Consider the following 16,781-nt stretch of genomic DNA (forward strand, 5'->3'; position numbering starts at 1 on the left):
CACGGCGTGGCGGCCGGACATATCCGGCCGTCCCGCAGGGTTGAAAATGCCCGCAATTGCCTTCATCTTGTGTTTCATGCCTACCGTATTGGATCGATCGAATGACTGACACCCGCAACGGCGAGGACAACGGCAAGCTGCTCTACTGCTCTTTCTGCGGCAAAAGCCAGCACGAAGTGCGCAAGCTGATCGCCGGCCCCTCGGTCTTTATCTGCGACGAGTGCGTCGACCTGTGCAATGACATCATCCGCGAGGAGGTGCAGGAAGCCCAGGCCGAGAGCAGCGCTCACAAGTTGCCCGCGCCCAAGGAAATCAGTGGCATCCTGGATCAGTACGTGATCGGTCAGGAACGTGCCAAGAAGGTGCTGTCCGTCGCCGTTTACAACCACTACAAGCGCCTCAACCAGCGCGACAAGAAAGACGACGTCGAGCTGGGCAAGAGCAACATCCTGCTCATCGGCCCGACCGGCTCCGGCAAGACCCTGCTGGCCGAGACCCTGGCGCGCCTGCTCAACGTACCCTTCACCATCGCCGACGCCACCACCCTGACCGAGGCCGGTTACGTGGGCGAGGACGTCGAGAACATCATCCAGAAGCTGCTGCAGAAGTGCGACTACGACGTCGAGAAGGCCCAGATGGGCATCGTCTACATCGACGAAATCGACAAGATCTCGCGCAAGTCGGACAACCCGTCCATCACCCGCGACGTGTCGGGCGAGGGCGTGCAGCAGGCGCTGCTCAAGCTGATCGAGGGCACCGTCGCCTCGGTTCCGCCGCAGGGTGGCCGCAAGCATCCGCAACAGGAGTTCCTGCAGGTCGACACCCGCAACATCCTGTTCATCTGCGGTGGTGCCTTCGCCGGTCTGGAGAAGGTCATCCAGGCGCGTTCGACCAAGGGTGGCATCGGTTTCAACGCCGAGGTTCGCAGCCAGGATCTGGGCAAGCGGGTCGGCGAGGCGCTGCGTGAGGTCGAGCCGGACGATCTGGTCAAGTTCGGCCTGATTCCGGAGTTCGTCGGCCGCCTGCCGGTCATCGCCACCCTCGACGAGTTGGACGAGGCGGCGTTGATGCAGATCCTCACCGAGCCGAAGAACGCGCTGACCAAGCAGTACGGCAAGCTGTTCGAGATGGAAGGCGTGGACCTGGAGTTCCGTGCCGATGCGCTCAAGGCCGTGGCCAACAAGGCGCTGGAGCGCAAGACCGGTGCCCGTGGCCTGCGTTCGATCCTCGAGGGCGTTTTGCTCGACACCATGTACGACATTCCCTCGCAGAGCGACGTCAGCAAGGTGGTGATCGACGAAAGCGTGATCGAAGGCAGTTCGAAGCCGCTGCTGATCTACGAAAGCAGCGAGCCGCCGGCCAAGGCCGCGCCGGACGTATGACGTCTGCAAGTCGTTGAAACAAAGGGCCCTGCGGGGCCCTTTGCTTTTCCGGCGTTCTCGCTTGTTTTTTCCAGGGGGCGGCCCCATCTTAGGTCCAAGGGTACTCCCGTCCGTTTACGGCCGAATGGCCGCCGTAGAGCTGAAATCATGAAGACAACCATCGAATTGCCTCTCCTGCCGCTGCGTGATGTGGTGGTCTATCCACACATGGTCATCCCGCTGTTCGTCGGTCGCGAGAAGTCCATCGAGGCTCTGGAGGCCGCGATGTCCGGCGACAAGCAGATCCTCCTGCTGGCACAGCGCAACCCGGCGGACGACGACCCGGGCGAGGAGGCGCTCTACCGCATGGGCACGGTGGCCACCGTACTGCAGCTGCTCAAGCTGCCCGACGGCACGGTCAAGGTGCTGGTCGAGGGCGAGCAGCGTGGCGCCATCCAGAAATTCATCGAAGTGGACGGCCATTGCCGCGCCGAGGTGCAACTGCTCGACGAGACCGAGGTCGCCGAGCGCGAGTCGGAAGTCTTCACCCGCAGCCTGCTCAGCCAGTTCGAGCAGTACGTGCAGCTGGGCAAGAAGGTGCCGGCCGAAGTCCTGTCTTCGCTGAACAGCATCGACGAGCCGGCGCGCCTGGTGGATACCATGGCCGCGCACATGGTGCTGAAGATCGAGCAGAAGCAGGAAATCCTCGAGATCACCGGCCTGGCCGAGCGTGTCGAGCACGTGCTGGCCCTGCTGGATGCCGAGATCGACCTGCTGCAGGTCGAGAAGCGCATCCGCGGCCGGGTCAAGAAGCAGATGGAGCGCAGCCAGCGCGAGTACTACCTGAATGAGCAGATGAAGGCCATTCAGAAGGAGCTGGGCGACATCGACGAAGGCCACAACGAGATCGACGAGCTGAAGAAGCGCATCGAGAACGCCGGCCTGACCAAGGAAGCCCATGCCAAGGCCAATGCCGAGCTGAACAAGCTCAAGCAGATGTCGCCGATGTCGGCCGAGGCCACGGTCGTGCGCTCCTACATCGACTGGCTGACCAACGTGCCGTGGAAGGCCGAGAGCAAGGTGCGCCTGGACCTGGCCCGTGCCGAGGACATCCTCGAGGCCGACCATTTCGGTCTGGAGGAGGTCAAGGAGCGCATCCTCGAGTACCTCGCCGTGCAGAAGCGGGTGAAGAAGCTCAAGGGCCCTGTGCTCTGCCTGGTCGGCCCGCCCGGCGTGGGCAAGACCTCGCTGGCCGAGTCCATCGCCCGCGCCACCAACCGCAAGTTCGTGCGCATGGCCCTGGGCGGCGTGCGCGACGAGGCCGAGATCCGTGGCCATCGCCGTACCTACATCGGTTCCATGCCCGGCCGCCTGATCCAGAAGCTGACCAAGGTCGGCGTGCGCAACCCGCTGTTCCTGCTCGACGAGATCGACAAGATGGGCAGCGACATGCGCGGCGATCCGGCCTCGGCGCTGCTGGAGGTGCTGGACCCGGAGCAGAACCACAACTTCAACGACCATTATCTGGAGGTCGACTACGACCTCTCGGACGTGATGTTCATCTGCACCGCCAACTCCATGAACATCCCCGGGCCGCTGCTTGACCGCATGGAAGTCATCCGCCTGCCGGGCTACACCGAGGACGAGAAGGTCAACATCGCCATCAAGTACCTGACGCCCAAGCAGGTCCAGGCCAACGGCCTGAAGAAAGGTGAGCTCGAGTTCGAGGAGGCGGCGATTCGCGACATCATCCGCTACTACACCCGCGAGGCGGGTGTGCGCAGCCTGGAGCGGCAGATTTCCAAGGTCTGCCGCAAGGTGGTCAAGGAGCACGCCAAGGAGAAGCGCATCAAGGTGCTGGTCTCCGCCGACTCGCTCGAGCACTACTTGGGCGTGCGCCGCCATCGCTTCGGCCTGGCCGAGCAGCAGGACCAGATCGGCCAGGTCACCGGACTCGCCTGGACCCAGGTCGGTGGCGAGCTGCTGACCATCGAGACCGCCGTGGTGCCAGGCAAGGGGCAGCTGATCAAGACCGGTTCGCTGGGTGACGTGATGGCCGAATCCATGACGGCGGCGCTGACCGTCGTGCGCAGCCGGGCCAAGAGCCTTGGCATCGCCCCGGACTTCCACGAGAAACGCGATGTGCACATCCACATGCCCGAAGGCGCCACGCCGAAGGATGGCCCGAGCGCGGGTATCGGTTTGTGCACTGCCCTGGTGTCCGCGCTGACGCAGATTCCGGTGCGGGCCGACGTGGCCATGACCGGCGAGATCACCCTGAGGGGGCAGGTGCTCGCGATCGGTGGTCTCAAGGAAAAACTCCTGGCCGCCCATCGGGGTGGAATCAAGACCGTGATCATCCCGGAAGAGAATGTTCGCGATCTCAAGGAAATTCCGGAAAATATTAAGCAGGACCTGACCATTAAGCCGGTTAAATGGATTGACGAGGTCCTGCAAATTGCGCTGCAATACGCCCCGGAGCCCTTGCCCGATGCGGCTCCCGAGATGGTTGCAAAGGATGACACTCGCGAGACTGATTCCAAGGAGCGAATCAGCACGCATTAGGCCGAAGGCTTCCTTGACACTTTTTTCGAGCCCTTGTTATAAAGCGGCTCTTATGTGTCGGCAGGCCCTTCAGCACCCGCTTTGCTTACACCAAAACTAAGAAACAAACTCAACAGAAATAAGGGGACTTAAGAGTGAACAAGTCGGAACTGATTGATGCCATCGCCGCATCCGCTGATATCCCGAAAGCTGTTGCCGGCCGCGCGCTGGACGCAGTGATCGAATCCGTCACTGGCGCTCTGAAGGCTGGTGATTCTGTGGTGCTGGTTGGCTTCGGTACTTTCGCTGTCAAAGAGCGCGCTGCTCGTACCGGCCGTAACCCGCAAACCGGCAAGCCGATCAAGATCGCCGCTGCCAAGATTCCTGGCTTCAAGGCCGGCAAGGCTCTGAAAGACGCCGTAAACTAAGCGTCTCTCAGGCCTTTGCCTCATCGGCTCGGGCGAGCCCGGGCCGATGCGAAGCGGAGTCCATCCGCTAGATCAGTTATGAGAAGGCGCATCCTCGGATGCGCCTTTCTTTTATCCAGATTCACACCCGCGCTGCATGGCTGCTTGTTCAGTGCAGCCGTTTCGGGGGAAGCATGCTGCAGAACATCAGGGACAATTCCCAGGGCTGGATCGCCAAGACCATCATCGGCGTGATCGTCGTGCTCATGGCTCTGACCGGCTTCGACGCCATCATCCAGTCCACCAGCAACAGCCGCAACGCGGCATCGGTCAACGATCAAGACATCACCGTGGACAGCCTCAACTCGGCCATGGAGATGCAGCGCCGCCAACTGGCACAGCAGTTCGGCAAGGATTTCGACATCTCGCTGCTGGACGACAATCTGCTGCGCAAGTCCGCTCTGGACAATCTGATCGGACGCACGCTTCTCATCCAGGGCACCCAAGAGGCCGGCATGGGCATCTCCGATGCCGCGCTGGATCAGGTGATCCTCAAGGAGCCGGCTTTCCAGATCAACGGCAAGTTCGAGCCGGCCCGCTTCGACCAGGTGCTGCGCCAGCAGGGCATGACCCGCATCCAGTTCCGCGAGAGGCTGCGCGAGGACCTGATGGTGAGCCAGCTGCAGGCAACCCTGGCCGGCAGCAATTTCGTCACCGAGCCTGAGCTGCAGGACTTCGTGCGTCTGGACCGGCAGACCCGCGACTTCGCCACCCACACCATCGCGGCGGACCCGAAGGCTGTCGAGGTCACGGACGATGAGGTGAAGACCTATTACGACGAGCATGCCGACCAGTTCATGAGCACCGAGAAGGTGGTGGTCGAGTACGTCGAGCTGAAGAAGGATCGCTTCTTCGCGGAAGCCCAGGCCAGCGACGCCGAGCTGCAGGAGCTGTATCAGAAGGAGATCGTCAACCTCGCCGAGCAGCGCCATGCCGCGCACATACTGGTGGAGGTGAACGACCAGCAGAACGAAGAGCAGGCCAAGGCCAAGCTCGAAGAGGCGGCTGAGCGCATCAAGAAGGGCGAGGACTTCGCCGCCGTGGCCAAGGAGGTTTCCCAGGATCCGGGTTCCGCCAGCAATGGTGGTGATCTGGGCTTCGCGGGACCGGGCGTGTACGACCCGGAGTTCGAGAAATCCCTCTACGAGCTGAAGAAGGGCGAGGTATCGGCGCCCGTGCGCAGTGTGTTCGGCTGGCACCTGATCAAGCTGCTGGACGTGCAGGCTCCCGAGATTCCGAGCTTCGCCAGCCTGAAGGAGAAGCTGGAGCGTGACATCAAGACCCAGCAGGTGGAGCAGCGCTTCGTCGATGCCGCCAAGAAGCTGGAAGAGGCGAGCTTCGAAGCCTCCGATCTTTCCCAGCCTGCCCAGGAACTCGGCCTGCAGGTACAGACCAGCGGCGCGTTCGGCCGCGAGGGTGGCGAAGGTATCGCAGCCAACCGTCAGGTCGTGCAGGCGGCTTTCAGCCCAGAAGTGCTGGAAGATGGCGCCAACAGCGGTGCCATCGAACTGGACCCGGACACCACCCTGGTCCTGCGCCTGAAAGAGCACAAGAAATCCGCGCTCATGCCGCTGGAAGAGGTTTCCGCCGGCATTCATGAAAACCTGGCGCGCAAGAAAGCCGGTGAGGCCGCCAAGACCGAGGGCGAGGCCATGGTGGCCGAGCTGGACAAGGCTGCCGTCAAGGACTGGAAGGTGGTTCAGGCCGCCACCCGCAACCAGGAAGGCGTCGAGCCCGAAGTGCTACAGGCGCTGTTCCGCATGGCCAAGCCCGGCGAAGACGGCAAGCCGATCTACTCGGGCGTCAGCCTCGGCAACGGCGACTACGTGGTGGTGCGTCTGGACGGCATCGGCCAGACCAAGAGCGAGCTGAGCGAAGAGGAAAAGGCCAGCTACAGCCGCTTCCTGTCCTCGCGTGGTGGCCAGCAGGACTTCGCCGCCTACCGCCAGCAACTGCAGGAGAAGGCGGATATCGAGCGCTTCTGAGTCGATATCCTTTCTTAGGGACGGAGCGAGCCGTGGCTCGTTTCGACCCGTTTCTGATTCGCCTGCAAGGCGCGCTCAGGACGAAAAAGCCGACGAGTCTCTCGTCGGCTTTTTTGCTTCTACGACCTATAGCCTTTTTCCCGGCATGAAAATCCTCCAGCACCAGTCAAACAGGGAGTGCGAGAGGAGTGCTGATTCATGCCTGCTATGCCATCTTTGGATAAGTTCGCTATGTTCTTATTCCGAGTAGTGCGGCATGGCTTTTGCTCTACTTGGAAAAAGGTCAATAAATTGTCAGCCTTCATGAACGACCAGGCATAACAATCATGAAAACAGTCATTCTGGCCGGTGGGTTGGGCACTCGCATCAGCGAGGAGTCCCACCTGCGGCCCAAGCCGATGATCGAGATAGGCGGCAAGCCGATCATCTGGCACATCATGAAGATCTACTCCCACTTCGGTATCAACGATTTCGTGATCTGCCTGGGCTACAAGGGCTACGTGATCAAGGAGTACTTCGCCAACTACTTCCTGCACATGTCCGACGTGACCTTCGACATGGCGGAAAACCGCATGCACATCCACAACCGCCACGCCGAGCCGTGGCGCGTGACCCTGGTCGATACCGGCGAGAGCACCGCCACCGGCGGACGCCTGAAGCGCGTGCGCGACTACATCGGCGACGAGACTTTCTGCCTGACCTACGGCGACGGCGTTTCCAACATCGACATCCCGCAGTTGATCGATTTCCACCGCAGCCACGGCAAACTGGCCACGGTGACCGCTGTCCAGCCTCCAGGGCGATACGGGGCGTTGGACGTGCAGGGGCAGCAGGTGCACGGTTTCCAGGAAAAGCCCTTGGGCGATGGCGGCTGGATCAATGGCGGATTCTTCGTGCTCGAGCCTGGCGTATTCGACTATATCGACGGGGACGACACGACCTGGGAGTACGAGCCGATGCGCCAACTGGCCGGGGAAGGCCAGCTGATGAGCCATCTGCACCGTGGCTTCTGGCAGCCGATGGATACCCTGCGTGATCGGGTTCTGCTCGAGGAACGCTGGAAAAGCGGCGAGGCGGAATGGCAGCTATGGCGCTGAATCCGGCGTTCTGGGCGGGGCGCCGGGTCCTTCTCACCGGGCACACCGGCTTCAAGGGGGGCTGGCTGGCCTTGTGGCTGCGCGAGCTGGGGGCGCGGGTCCATGGCTATGCGCTGCCCGCCGCGACCACGCCATCGTTGTGGCAGGAAGCGCGGCTGACGGATGTGGTGCCCGGCACCCTGGCCGATGTTCGCGATGCCGAGACGCTGTCCCGGGCGGTCGCGCAGTTCCGCCCCGAGATCGTCCTGCACCTGGCCGCCCAGGCGCTGGTACGCGAATCCTACCGGACGCCGGCGGACACCTACGCGACCAACGTCATGGGCACGCTCAACCTGCTCGAAGCGGTGCGTCGTTGCGATTCGGTGCGCGCCGTGGTGGTGGTGACCAGCGACAAGTGCTACGAGAACCGCGAATGGCTGTGGCCGTACCGCGAGCAGGATGTGCTTGGCGGACACGATCCCTATAGCAGCAGCAAGGCCTGTAGCGAGCTGCTCTGCGCCTCCTGGCGCGAATCCTTCCTGCGCGAGGCCGGCATCGCCCTGGCCACGGCCCGGGCGGGCAACGTGCTCGGTGGGGGCGACTGGTCGGCAGACCGCTTGCTGCCCGATATCCTGCGCGCCTGGCAGGCGGAGCAGTCGCTGGTCCTGCGTTATCCCCAGGCGGTACGCCCCTGGCAGCATGTGCTGGAACCGCTCGGCGGCTACCTGCGCCTGGCACAGGCGCTGGTGGAGCAGGGCGACTCCGTGGCCTCGGCCTGGAACTTCGGCCCCGATGCCGAGGGCTTGGTCAGCGTCGGCGAACTGGTCGAACGGCTGGCCCGGCACTGGCCCGGCGAGGCGCGCTGGAGCATCGAGGCCACGGCGCAGCCCCACGAGGCCGGCCTGCTCTCGCTGGACTCCACCAAGGCCCGCGTACAATTGGGCTGGCGACCGCGCTGGTCGCTGGAGCAGGCTCTCGCACGGACCCTCGATTGGCATCGGGCCTGGCAGGCTGGCGAAGACATGCAGACATTCAGCCGCGCACAGATCGCGGCCTATCAGGGCGAAACCCCATGAGCGAACAGACGGCGCAGCAGTTGCGCCAGCAGATAGCCGAACTGGTGGGCCGCTATGCGGAACTGCAGCTGGCGCCAGCCCCTTTCGTTCCCGGCCAGGCTGTAGTGCCGCCTTCCGGCAAGGTGATCGGCGCCCCTGAACTGCAGGCCATGACCGAGGCCGTGCTGGACGGCTGGCTGACCACCGGGCGCTTCAACCAGGCGTTCGAGAAGCGCCTGGCGCGCTATCTCGGCCGGCGTGGCGTGCTCACCGCCAACTCCGGCTCCTCGGCCAACCTGCTGGCCTTCTCGGCGCTGACCTCGCCGCGCCTGGGCGAGCGGGCGATCCGCAAGGACGACGAAGTGATCGGCGTGGCCGCCGGCTTCCCGACCACGGTCAACCCGATCCTGCAGTTCGGCGCGGTACCAGTGTTCGTCGACATCGAACTGGGTACCTACAACATCGACCCGGCCCTGATCGAGGCGGCCATCGGCCCGCGCACCAAGGCCATCATGCTCGCCCACACCCTGGGCAACCCGTTCAACCTCAAGGTGGTCCGCGAATTGTGCGACCGCTACGGCCTGTGGCTGATCGAGGATTGCTGCGACGCCCTCGGCTCGACCTACGAAGGACGCCTGGTCGGCGGCTTCGGCGACCTCGGCACCCTGAGCTTCTACCCGGCGCACCACATCACCATGGGCGAGGGCGGCGCGGTGTTCACCGGTTCGCCGCTGCTCAAGCGCATCGTCGAGTCCTTCCGCGACTGGGGCCGCGACTGCTACTGCGCGCCCGGCGAGGACAACACCTGCGGCAAGCGCTTCGGCTGGCAGTTGGGCGAGCTGCCGGCGGGCTACGACCACAAGTACACCTACTCGCACTTGGGCTACAACCTGAAGATCACCGACATGCAGGCCGCCTGCGCCCTGGCGCAGATGGACCGGCTCGACGACTTCATCGCCGCGCGCCGGCGCAACTTCGCCTGGCTCAGCGAGCGCCTGGCCGGCTGCGCCGATCAGCTGATCCTGCCGCACGCCACGCCGGGCAGCGAGCCGTCCTGGTTCGGCTTCCCGCTGACCCTGCGCGATGGCTGCGGCGTCGAGCGGCTCGGCCTGCTGCGCCACCTGGAGGAACAGAAGGTCGGCACCCGCCTGCTGTTCGCCGGCAACCTGACCCGCCAGCCCTACCTGCACGGCCTCGAATACCGGGTTTCCGGCGAGCTGACGGTGACCGACAAGGTGATGCGGGACACCTTCTGGATCGGCCTCTGGCCCGGCCTGGGCGAGGATCACCTGGAGCATGCCGCGCGCAGCCTGGAAAGCTACCTGCGGAGGCTGCGCTGATGCGCGCCTACGTGCTCTGCGGCGGCTTCGGCACGCGCCTGCGCAGCGTGACGGACGCGCAGAAGGCGTTGGTGCCCGTGCATGGCGAGCCCTTCCTGGCGCGGGTGCTGCGCCAGCTGGGGCAGGCCGGCATCGACGAGGCGGTGCTGTGCGCCCACTATCGTGCCGACCAGCTGGCCGAACAGCTCGACGCATTGGCCGCCGGTTCCGGACTGAGGCTGGAAATGGTGGTCGAGCGCGAGCCGCTGGGCACCGGCGGCGCCCTGCTCAACGCCCTGCGCGAGCGGCCGCCGCATGGCCGCTACCTGGCGCTCAACGCCGACACCTTCCTCGACCCGGAAGGCTACCGGCTGGCTGCCCAGGGCGAAGGCAACGCGCTGCTGGCCGTGCGGGTCGCCGACCGCAGCCGCTACGGCAGCCTGGCGCTGGATGCCGCGGGTCTGCTGGTCGCCCTGCGGGAAAAGGGGCAGGGTGGCGAGGGCCTGATCAACGCGGGTGTCTACGCTTTCACCCATGAGGCGTTTGCCGCCGTGCCCGTACGCGCCTGCTCGATGGAGCACGATCTGCTGCCGGCCCTGCTCGAACGGCAGCCGGTCAGGGTCATCGAGTACGACGGGCGCTTCATCGACATCGGTACGCCGGAGTCGCTCGAACGCTACGCCAACGAATTCCACCCGGATGCTTCCTCATGAGCCTACTCGTGCAGACCCTCAGCATCGGCGAAGGCCAGAGCATCCTCGATGCGGTCAAGTGCATCGAGGCGGGCGACCTGCAGATCGCCTTCGTCGTCGCCGAGGATCGCCGCCTGCTCGGTGTGGTGACCAACGGCGACGTGCGCCGCCATCTGTTGCAGGGCGGGCACACCGACCTGCCGGTCACCGCCTGCATGAACCGCCAGTTCCGCGCGGTGCAGGCCGACGCGACGCGCGAGGAGCTGCTGAAGGTCTTCGACCTCGGCTACAACGCCATTCCCGGCGTGGACGAGCAGGGCCGCCTGGTCGAGGTGTACACCCGGCTGATGGCCGCCAGCGCGGAAGTGCCGGTGCTGGCCCGGGCCCGCGCGCCGGTGCGCATGAGCTTCTGCGGCGGCGGCGCGGACCTGACCTATTTCTTCATCGATCACCCGGCGGCGGTACTCAGTTGCACCGTGGGGCTGTACGCCCACGCCACCCTGGTGCCGCGCGACGATGAGCAAATCCGCATCTTCTCCGAGGACCTGGGGAGCGAGGAGCACTACGCCTCCATCGCAGAGCTGCTGGTTGCCGCCGACAAGAGTCTGCTGGCGACCATCGTGGCGGTGATCAAGCCCAAGTACGGCTTCGATCTGTACCTGCGCTCGGATTTCCCGGTGGGCTCCGGGCTGGGTGGTTCCTCGGCAGCCACGACCGCCACCATCGCGGCGTTCAACGAGCTGCGCCAGGACCGCTGGAGCACCTACGAGATCGCTGAGCTGGCTTTCCAGGCGGAGCGCCTGTGTTTCGGCATCGCTGGCGGCTGGCAGGATCAGTACGCCTCGGCATTCGGTGGCTTCAACCTCATCGAGTTCGAGAACCAGCGCAACCTGGTCCATCCGATCCGCCTGGAGGATGCGATCCGCAACGAGCTGGAATCCTGCCTGGTGCTCTGCGACACGGGGATTTCCCACGATTCGGGGCGTCTGCATGAGTTGCAGCGCGAGGAGATCGAGGCTGAGTCGTCGCAGACCGAACTGCTCAGTGCCAGCGTGACCCTGTGCCGGCGCATGCACCGCTACCTGATCCGTGGCGAGCTGCGCGACTTCGGCAAGTGCCTGGATGAGGCGTGGCAGCTGAAGAAGCGCTTCTCCTCGGCGATCAGCCACGGTCGTCTCGACGACATCTACGATGCGGCCCTGGCGGCCGGTTCCCTCGGCGGCAAACTGCTGGGCGCCGGCGGCGGTGGCTTCTTCCTTTTCTACGTGCAGCCGCAGCATCGGCAGCGGGTGGTGCAGACGGTGCGCACGCTGGGCTGCCATACCCAGAACTTCCGTTTCGAGTCCTGCGGTGTCACTTCATGGCGAATGAAAATCCAATGACTTCCATGCTTCTAGACGGCATTCCGGTGGGTGGCGAACGTGTCTTCGTCATCGCCGAGGTGGGCAACAATCACAACGGCTCGCTGGCGCTGGCCCGGCAGCTGGTGGATGCGGCGCTGGACGCCGGCGCGGACTGCGTGAAGTTCCAGCTGCGCAACCGCGAGGCGCTGTACCGGCGCAAGGCCGATGGTTCGCGCGCCGAGGACCTGGGGGTCGAATACATCCAGGACCTGCTGGACAAGGTGGAGCTGAGCCTCGACGAACACCGCCAGCTGCGCGACTACTGCGCGGAGAAGGGCATCAGCTACCTGTGCACGCCGTGGGACGAACCCAGCGTCGATGCCCTGGCGAGCTTCGATGTCGCGGCGCTGAAGATCGCCTCGGCCGATCTCTGCAACCCGTACCTGATCGCCAAGGCGGCCAGCCTCGGCAAGCCGCTGATCCTGTCCACCGGCATGTCCTTCGAGCACGAGATCGTGCGTGCCATCGAGCAGCTGAACGCGCTCGGGGTGCCGTTCGCCCTGTTGCATTGCAACAGTGCCTACCCGGCGCCGGAGGCCGACATCCAGCTCGGCTACCTGCGCCGCCTGCAGGAACTGCACGGCCTGATCGGATACTCGGGCCACGAGCGCGGCATCGCGATCACCCTGGGGGCCGTGGCGTTGGGGGCCAAGCTGGTGGAGCGGCATATCACCCTGGATCGCGGCATGGAGGGGCCGGACCACCTGGCCAGCCTGGAGCCGCAAGAGTTCCGCCAGCTGGTAGAGGGCATCCGGCAACTGGAACTGGCGCTGCCCTGGCAGGGCCCCGGGCGTCACGCCAGCCAGGGCGAGCTGCTCAACCGGGAGAATCTCGGCAAGAGCGTCATCGCGTCGCGCGACATCGCCCAGGGCACCGTCCTCGACGAGAGCATGCTGCGCGTGGCCAGCCCCGGCCAGGGGCTGCCGCCTTATCGGTTGCCCGAACTGCTGGGCAAGCCCGCGAGCCGCGATATCGCCCAGGGCGACTTTCTCTTCGACAGCGATCTCGACGAGCAGCAGCCGGAGGCCGCGCTTTCCTTCGAACTGCCGATCCGCTGGGGCGTGCCGGTGCGCTATCACGACTTCCTCGACTACCGCCGGCGGATCGAGCCCGACCTGTACGAGTTCCACCTGTCGTACCGCGACCTCAGCCTCAAGCCGCAGCCGTTCCTGGCCGAGGTGGACTGCTCGCGTCTGGTCGTGCACGCCCCCGAGCTGTTCGAGAACAGCGAGTTGCTGGACCTGGCCTCGGACGACCCGGCCTACCGCCAGCGCTCCATCGACAACCTGCAGCGCGTGGTCGAGGCCACGTTGCAGATCAGCGAGTTCTTCCCTAAAGCCGATGCCCGGCTGATCGTCGCCAACATCGGTGGCTTCTCCGCCGACGAGCCGCGACCGCTGGCGATGCGTCCGGAGCTGTACGAGCGTTTCCACGAGGCCTGCGCGCGTATCGACTTCGCCGGCACCGAGCTGATCCCGCAGAACATGGCGCCGTTCCCCTGGCACTTCGGCGGCCAGCGCCACCAGAACATCTTCATGATGCCCGAGGAGCTGGCGGCCCAGGCCCGGGAGCATGGCCTGCGCCTGTGCCTCGACCTGTCCCACCTGCAGATGACCTGCTTCCACTTCGGGCTCGATTTCCAGGCCGCGCTGGAGTTGCTGCTGCCCCATTCGGCACACCTGCACGTGGCCGATGCCAAGGGCACCAATGGCGAAGGCGTGCTGATGGGCACCGGCGATATCGACTGGCCCGCCACCTGGGCGCGTATCAGGAAGCACCCCCATGTCAGCTTCATTCCGGAAGTCTGGCAGGGGCACAAGGATCATGGAGCCGGTTTCTGGTCGGCTTTGACCTACTTGCAATCACTATGAGGAAGCGGCCATGGAGACCATGGGCTTGAGTGCGCGACTGGACGCCTTGCTGAGCGAATCGCTGGAGTCGATACGGGATCGTCAGTCGCATACCCTGGAGCGACTGATCGGCGGGCTGGATCGTCCGTTCGTGCTTTTCGGCGCAAGCCACCTGGGGCGCAAGACCCAGGCCGTGCTCAAGCAGATGGGTTTCACCCCCGAGGCGTTCATCGACAACAACCCGGCGGCGTGGGGCACCCTGATCGATTCCATCCCGGTGATGAGCCCGGCGCAGCTGGCCGAGCGGAGCGACGGCCCGCTGCCGTCGGTCATCTGCACGATCTGGAGCGGTCACATCACCGACCGCATGACGGATCGGCTCGTGCCGCTGAGGGCGCTGGGTTTCGACCGTATCGCCCTGTTCGGCCATCTGGCCTGGCGCCATCCCGAGCATTTCCTGCCGCACTATTCCCTGGACCTGCCGGAGAAGGTGGTGGCCGAGGCCGACCAGGTCCGCCGCGCGTTCACCCTGCTGGGTGACGACGCGTCGCGACAGCTGTTCGTGGACCATGTCGAGTGGCGGCTGTCGCTCGACCACGATCTGTTGCCGCCGGCATCGCCCCTGGCGATCTACTTCGACGGGCACTTCAGCAGCGACCGCGCCGACGAGGTGCTCTACGACATCGGCGCGTTCAATGGCGATTCGGTCGCGGAATACCTGGAGAGCGGCCGGGGCTACCGGGAAATCCACTCGTTCGAGCCTTCGCCCGCCAACTATGCCGATCTGCGCGACAACCTGGAAAAGCTCGGCGGCGAAGCGCGGGGCCTGCATGCCTACCCGCTCGCCATCGGCGACAGCAACGGGGAAATCCTCATCGAGGACAGCAGCGGTGCCGCCAGCCGGGTAGGGCGTGGCAGCGAGCGCGTACGGATCACCACCATCGATGACCTGAGCGCGCAGATCGCGCCGGCGACCTTCATCAAGATCGATATCGAAGGGTTCGAGCCGCAGTGCCTGGCGGGCGGGCGGCGCCTGATCGCCGAGCGGCATCCGGTGATCGCGGTGTGCGTCTACCACGAGCAGAACCACCTGTGGAGCGTGCTGCTGCAGTTGCACGACTACCACCCCGACTACCACTTCACCCTCTGCCCGCACCTGGCCGAGGGTTGGGACCTGGTCCTCTACGCCGTACCTGCCGCGCGTCTTCCCCAGCAGCCTCTTGCCGAGTAGTCACCCCATGCGTGTTGCCGATTACATCTTCGAGTTCATCGCCAACCAGGGCATTGGCCATGTGTTCTTCCTGCCCGGTGGCGGGGCCATGCACCTCAACAACGCCCTGTATCGCCAGCCGCGCCTGACGGCGGTGAGCATGCTGCACGAGCAGGGCGCGGCGATCGCCGCGGAAGGCTACGCACGCACCTCCGGGCGCTTCGGCGTCTGCCTGGTCACGTCGGGGCCGGGGGCCACCAATGCCATTACCGGCCTGGCCGGCGCCTGGTTCGAATCGACCCCCGCGCTGTTCATCTCCGGGCAGGTGAAGCGCGCCGACCTCAAGGGCGACAGCGGCCTGCGCCAGCTCGGCACCCAGGAGCTGGATATCGTCAGCGTGGTCGGCCCGCTGACCAAGTACGCCGTCTGCCTGCTCGACCCCCAGCGTGTGCGCTATGAGTTGGAGAAGGCCCTGCATCTGATGCTCGGCGGGCGCAAGGGGCCGGTCTGGCTCGATGTGCCGCTGGATGTGCAGGCCACCGAGATCGACCCGGCACAGCTGCAGGGCTACGTGCCGGAGGCTGGCGAGCAGCCGGCCCCTGTCGACGAGCAGGCGCTGGCGCGCCTGGTGCAGCGCCTGCGCGAGGCGCAACGGCCGGTGCTGCTGGTCGGCAACGGCATCCATGCGGCGGGAGGCGAACAGCAGACACGTGAGCTGATCGAAGCACTCGGCATCCCCACCCAGACCACCTGGATCGGTGCGGACCTGCTGGAGTACGACCATCCCCTCTATGCGGGCCGTTGCGGCACCGTGGCCCAGCGCGGGGCCAACTTCACCGTGCAGAACGCCGACCTGGTGCTCGCCATCGGCTGCCGGATGGACTTCTCCATCACCGGCTTCGACCGCAGCCAGTTCGCCCGGGCGGCGGAGATCGTGGTGGTGGACATCGACCCGGCAGAGATCGCCAAGCTGGGCGACATGCCCGACGAGCGCTTCGTGTGCGATGCCCGGCTTTTCGTCGAGCGGCTGCGCGAGGCCATGGGCACGGATCGGCTGGACTGCCAGGCGTGGCGCGAACGCTGCGCGGCCTGGAAGGCGGCCTATCCGGTGGTCCTGCCCGAGTACCGCCAGGCCGGCGAATACGTCAACACCTATGTGTTCACCGAGGCGCTGTCGGAAGCGCTGGCCGAGGGGGACCAGATCATTCCCGGCAGTTCCGGGGCGGCGCTGGATACCTTCTGGCTGTCCGTGCGCCTCAAGCGCGGCCAGCGCGCGGTGGCCACCGGCGGACTGGGTTCGATGGGCTACGGCCTGCCGGCCTCCATCGGCGGCTGCCTGGGCAGCGGCAGCCGGCGAACCGTGTCGGTGGATGGCGATGGCGGCTTCGTCATGAACATACAGGAGCTCGAAGTGGTGCGCCGGCTGGGCCTGCCGATCAAGTACTTCGTGCTGAACAACAATGGCTATGCCTCGATCCGCGCCTCCCAGGGCGGGTACTTCAAGCAGACAATCGGCTGCGACCCCACCTCGGGCCTCACCTTGCCGAACATTCCGGCGTTGGCGGCGGCCTTCGGCCTGCCGGTTTTGCGCATCGACGGCAGCAGCGATCTGAGAGCGGGGATCGAGGAGGCGCTGGCGCTGGAAGGGCCGGTTGTGTGCGAGGTCATGGTCCAGCCCGACCAGGCCATCGGCCCGCGCGTCACCTCGAAGATCGGCCAGAACGGCGCGATGGTCTCCAGCCCGCTGGAGGACCTCTTCCCGTTCCTCGACCGCGACGAGCTGCGCGCCAACATGCTCGTCCCGCTGGTGGGGGAGTGA

General features: G+C 65.2%; 12 protein-coding genes. All 12 read left to right on the forward strand.

Annotated features, from left to right (window positions below):
* Positions 1-101: 101 nt before the first annotated feature.
* The 12 genes from clpX to N5D30_RS02575 all read left to right on the forward strand — a co-directional run bounded on the left by clpX (position 102) and on the right by N5D30_RS02575 (position 16,781).
* Positions 102-1,382, forward strand: coding sequence for an ATP-dependent Clp protease ATP-binding subunit ClpX (clpX, locus tag N5D30_RS02520; protein WP_220813433.1), 1,281 nt, complete (start codon positions 102-104; stop codon positions 1,380-1,382).
* Positions 1,383-1,529: 147 nt separating this feature from the next.
* Positions 1,530-3,926, forward strand: a complete 2,397-nt coding sequence (gene lon, locus N5D30_RS02525; protein ID WP_279907519.1) for an endopeptidase La — start codon at positions 1,530-1,532, stop codon at positions 3,924-3,926.
* Between the two features lie 134 nt (positions 3,927-4,060).
* Positions 4,061-4,333: a nucleoid-associated protein HU-beta gene (gene hupB, locus N5D30_RS02530; RefSeq protein WP_003087931.1), complete on the forward strand. Its 273-nt coding sequence runs from the start codon at positions 4,061-4,063 to the stop codon at positions 4,331-4,333.
* Positions 4,334-4,506: 173 nt separating this feature from the next.
* A complete protein-coding gene (locus N5D30_RS02535) occupies positions 4,507-6,357 on the forward strand; it encodes a SurA N-terminal domain-containing protein (protein ID WP_279907520.1) in 1,851 nt (616 codons plus the stop codon).
* A 326-nt stretch (positions 6,358-6,683) separates the two neighbouring features.
* Positions 6,684-7,454: a glucose-1-phosphate cytidylyltransferase gene (gene rfbF / locus N5D30_RS02540; RefSeq protein WP_279902270.1), complete on the forward strand. Its 771-nt coding sequence runs from the start codon at positions 6,684-6,686 to the stop codon at positions 7,452-7,454.
* Positions 7,445-8,509 (forward strand): CDP-glucose 4,6-dehydratase, encoded by a 1,065-nt coding sequence (gene rfbG, locus N5D30_RS02545; protein ID WP_279907522.1) that lies wholly within the window; start codon positions 7,445-7,447, stop codon positions 8,507-8,509. The genes rfbF and rfbG overlap by 10 nt, the downstream gene beginning before the upstream one ends.
* A complete protein-coding gene (gene rfbH / locus N5D30_RS02550; RefSeq protein ID WP_279907523.1) occupies positions 8,506-9,828 on the forward strand; it encodes a lipopolysaccharide biosynthesis protein RfbH in 1,323 nt (440 codons plus the stop codon). Before rfbG ends, rfbH begins: the two co-directional genes overlap by 4 nt.
* On the forward strand, positions 9,828-10,520 hold the full coding sequence (locus N5D30_RS02555) for a sugar phosphate nucleotidyltransferase (RefSeq protein ID WP_279907524.1): 693 nt from the start codon (positions 9,828-9,830) through the stop codon (positions 10,518-10,520). The genes rfbH and N5D30_RS02555 overlap by 1 nt, the downstream gene beginning before the upstream one ends.
* Entirely contained in the window at positions 10,517-11,881 is a 1,365-nt protein-coding gene (locus tag N5D30_RS02560) for a CBS domain-containing protein (RefSeq protein WP_279907525.1), read from the forward strand. The genes N5D30_RS02555 and N5D30_RS02560 overlap by 4 nt, the downstream gene beginning before the upstream one ends.
* Entirely contained in the window at positions 11,878-13,773 is a 1,896-nt protein-coding gene (locus tag N5D30_RS02565) for an N-acetylneuraminate synthase family protein (RefSeq protein ID WP_279907527.1), read from the forward strand. The genes N5D30_RS02560 and N5D30_RS02565 overlap by 4 nt, the downstream gene beginning before the upstream one ends.
* Before the next feature lie 10 nt (positions 13,774-13,783).
* Positions 13,784-14,983: an FkbM family methyltransferase gene (locus N5D30_RS02570; protein WP_279907528.1), complete on the forward strand. Its 1,200-nt coding sequence runs from the start codon at positions 13,784-13,786 to the stop codon at positions 14,981-14,983.
* A 7-nt stretch (positions 14,984-14,990) separates the two neighbouring features.
* Positions 14,991-16,781: a thiamine pyrophosphate-binding protein gene (locus tag N5D30_RS02575; RefSeq protein WP_279907530.1), complete on the forward strand. Its 1,791-nt coding sequence runs from the start codon at positions 14,991-14,993 to the stop codon at positions 16,779-16,781.

It is taken from the genome of Pseudomonas sp. GD03875 (assembly GCF_029840585.1).
GTDB lineage: Bacteria > Pseudomonadota > Gammaproteobacteria > Pseudomonadales > Pseudomonadaceae > Aquipseudomonas > Aquipseudomonas paralcaligenes.

Excerpts from the sequence above, each read along its gene's own strand:
- lon (WP_279907519.1), top strand. The coding sequence starts at position 1,530 with ATGAAGACAACCATCGAATTGCCTCTCCTGCCGCTGCGTGATGTGGTG.
- rfbH (WP_279907523.1), top strand. The coding sequence starts at position 8,506 with ATGAGCGAACAGACGGCGCAGCAGTTGCGCCAGCAGATAGCCGAACTG.
- N5D30_RS02560 (WP_279907525.1), top strand. The coding sequence starts at position 10,517 with ATGAGCCTACTCGTGCAGACCCTCAGCATCGGCGAAGGCCAGAGCATC.
- rfbG (WP_279907522.1), top strand. The coding sequence starts at position 7,445 with ATGGCGCTGAATCCGGCGTTCTGGGCGGGGCGCCGGGTCCTTCTCACC.
- N5D30_RS02555 (WP_279907524.1), top strand. The coding sequence starts at position 9,828 with ATGCGCGCCTACGTGCTCTGCGGCGGCTTCGGCACGCGCCTGCGCAGC.
- N5D30_RS02535 (WP_279907520.1), top strand. The coding sequence starts at position 4,507 with ATGCTGCAGAACATCAGGGACAATTCCCAGGGCTGGATCGCCAAGACC.
- rfbF (WP_279902270.1), top strand. The coding sequence starts at position 6,684 with ATGAAAACAGTCATTCTGGCCGGTGGGTTGGGCACTCGCATCAGCGAG.
- N5D30_RS02565 (WP_279907527.1), top strand. The coding sequence starts at position 11,878 with ATGACTTCCATGCTTCTAGACGGCATTCCGGTGGGTGGCGAACGTGTC.
- clpX (WP_220813433.1), top strand. The coding sequence starts at position 102 with ATGACTGACACCCGCAACGGCGAGGACAACGGCAAGCTGCTCTACTGC.
- N5D30_RS02575 (WP_279907530.1), top strand. The coding sequence starts at position 14,991 with ATGCGTGTTGCCGATTACATCTTCGAGTTCATCGCCAACCAGGGCATT.
- N5D30_RS02570 (WP_279907528.1), top strand. The coding sequence starts at position 13,784 with ATGGAGACCATGGGCTTGAGTGCGCGACTGGACGCCTTGCTGAGCGAA.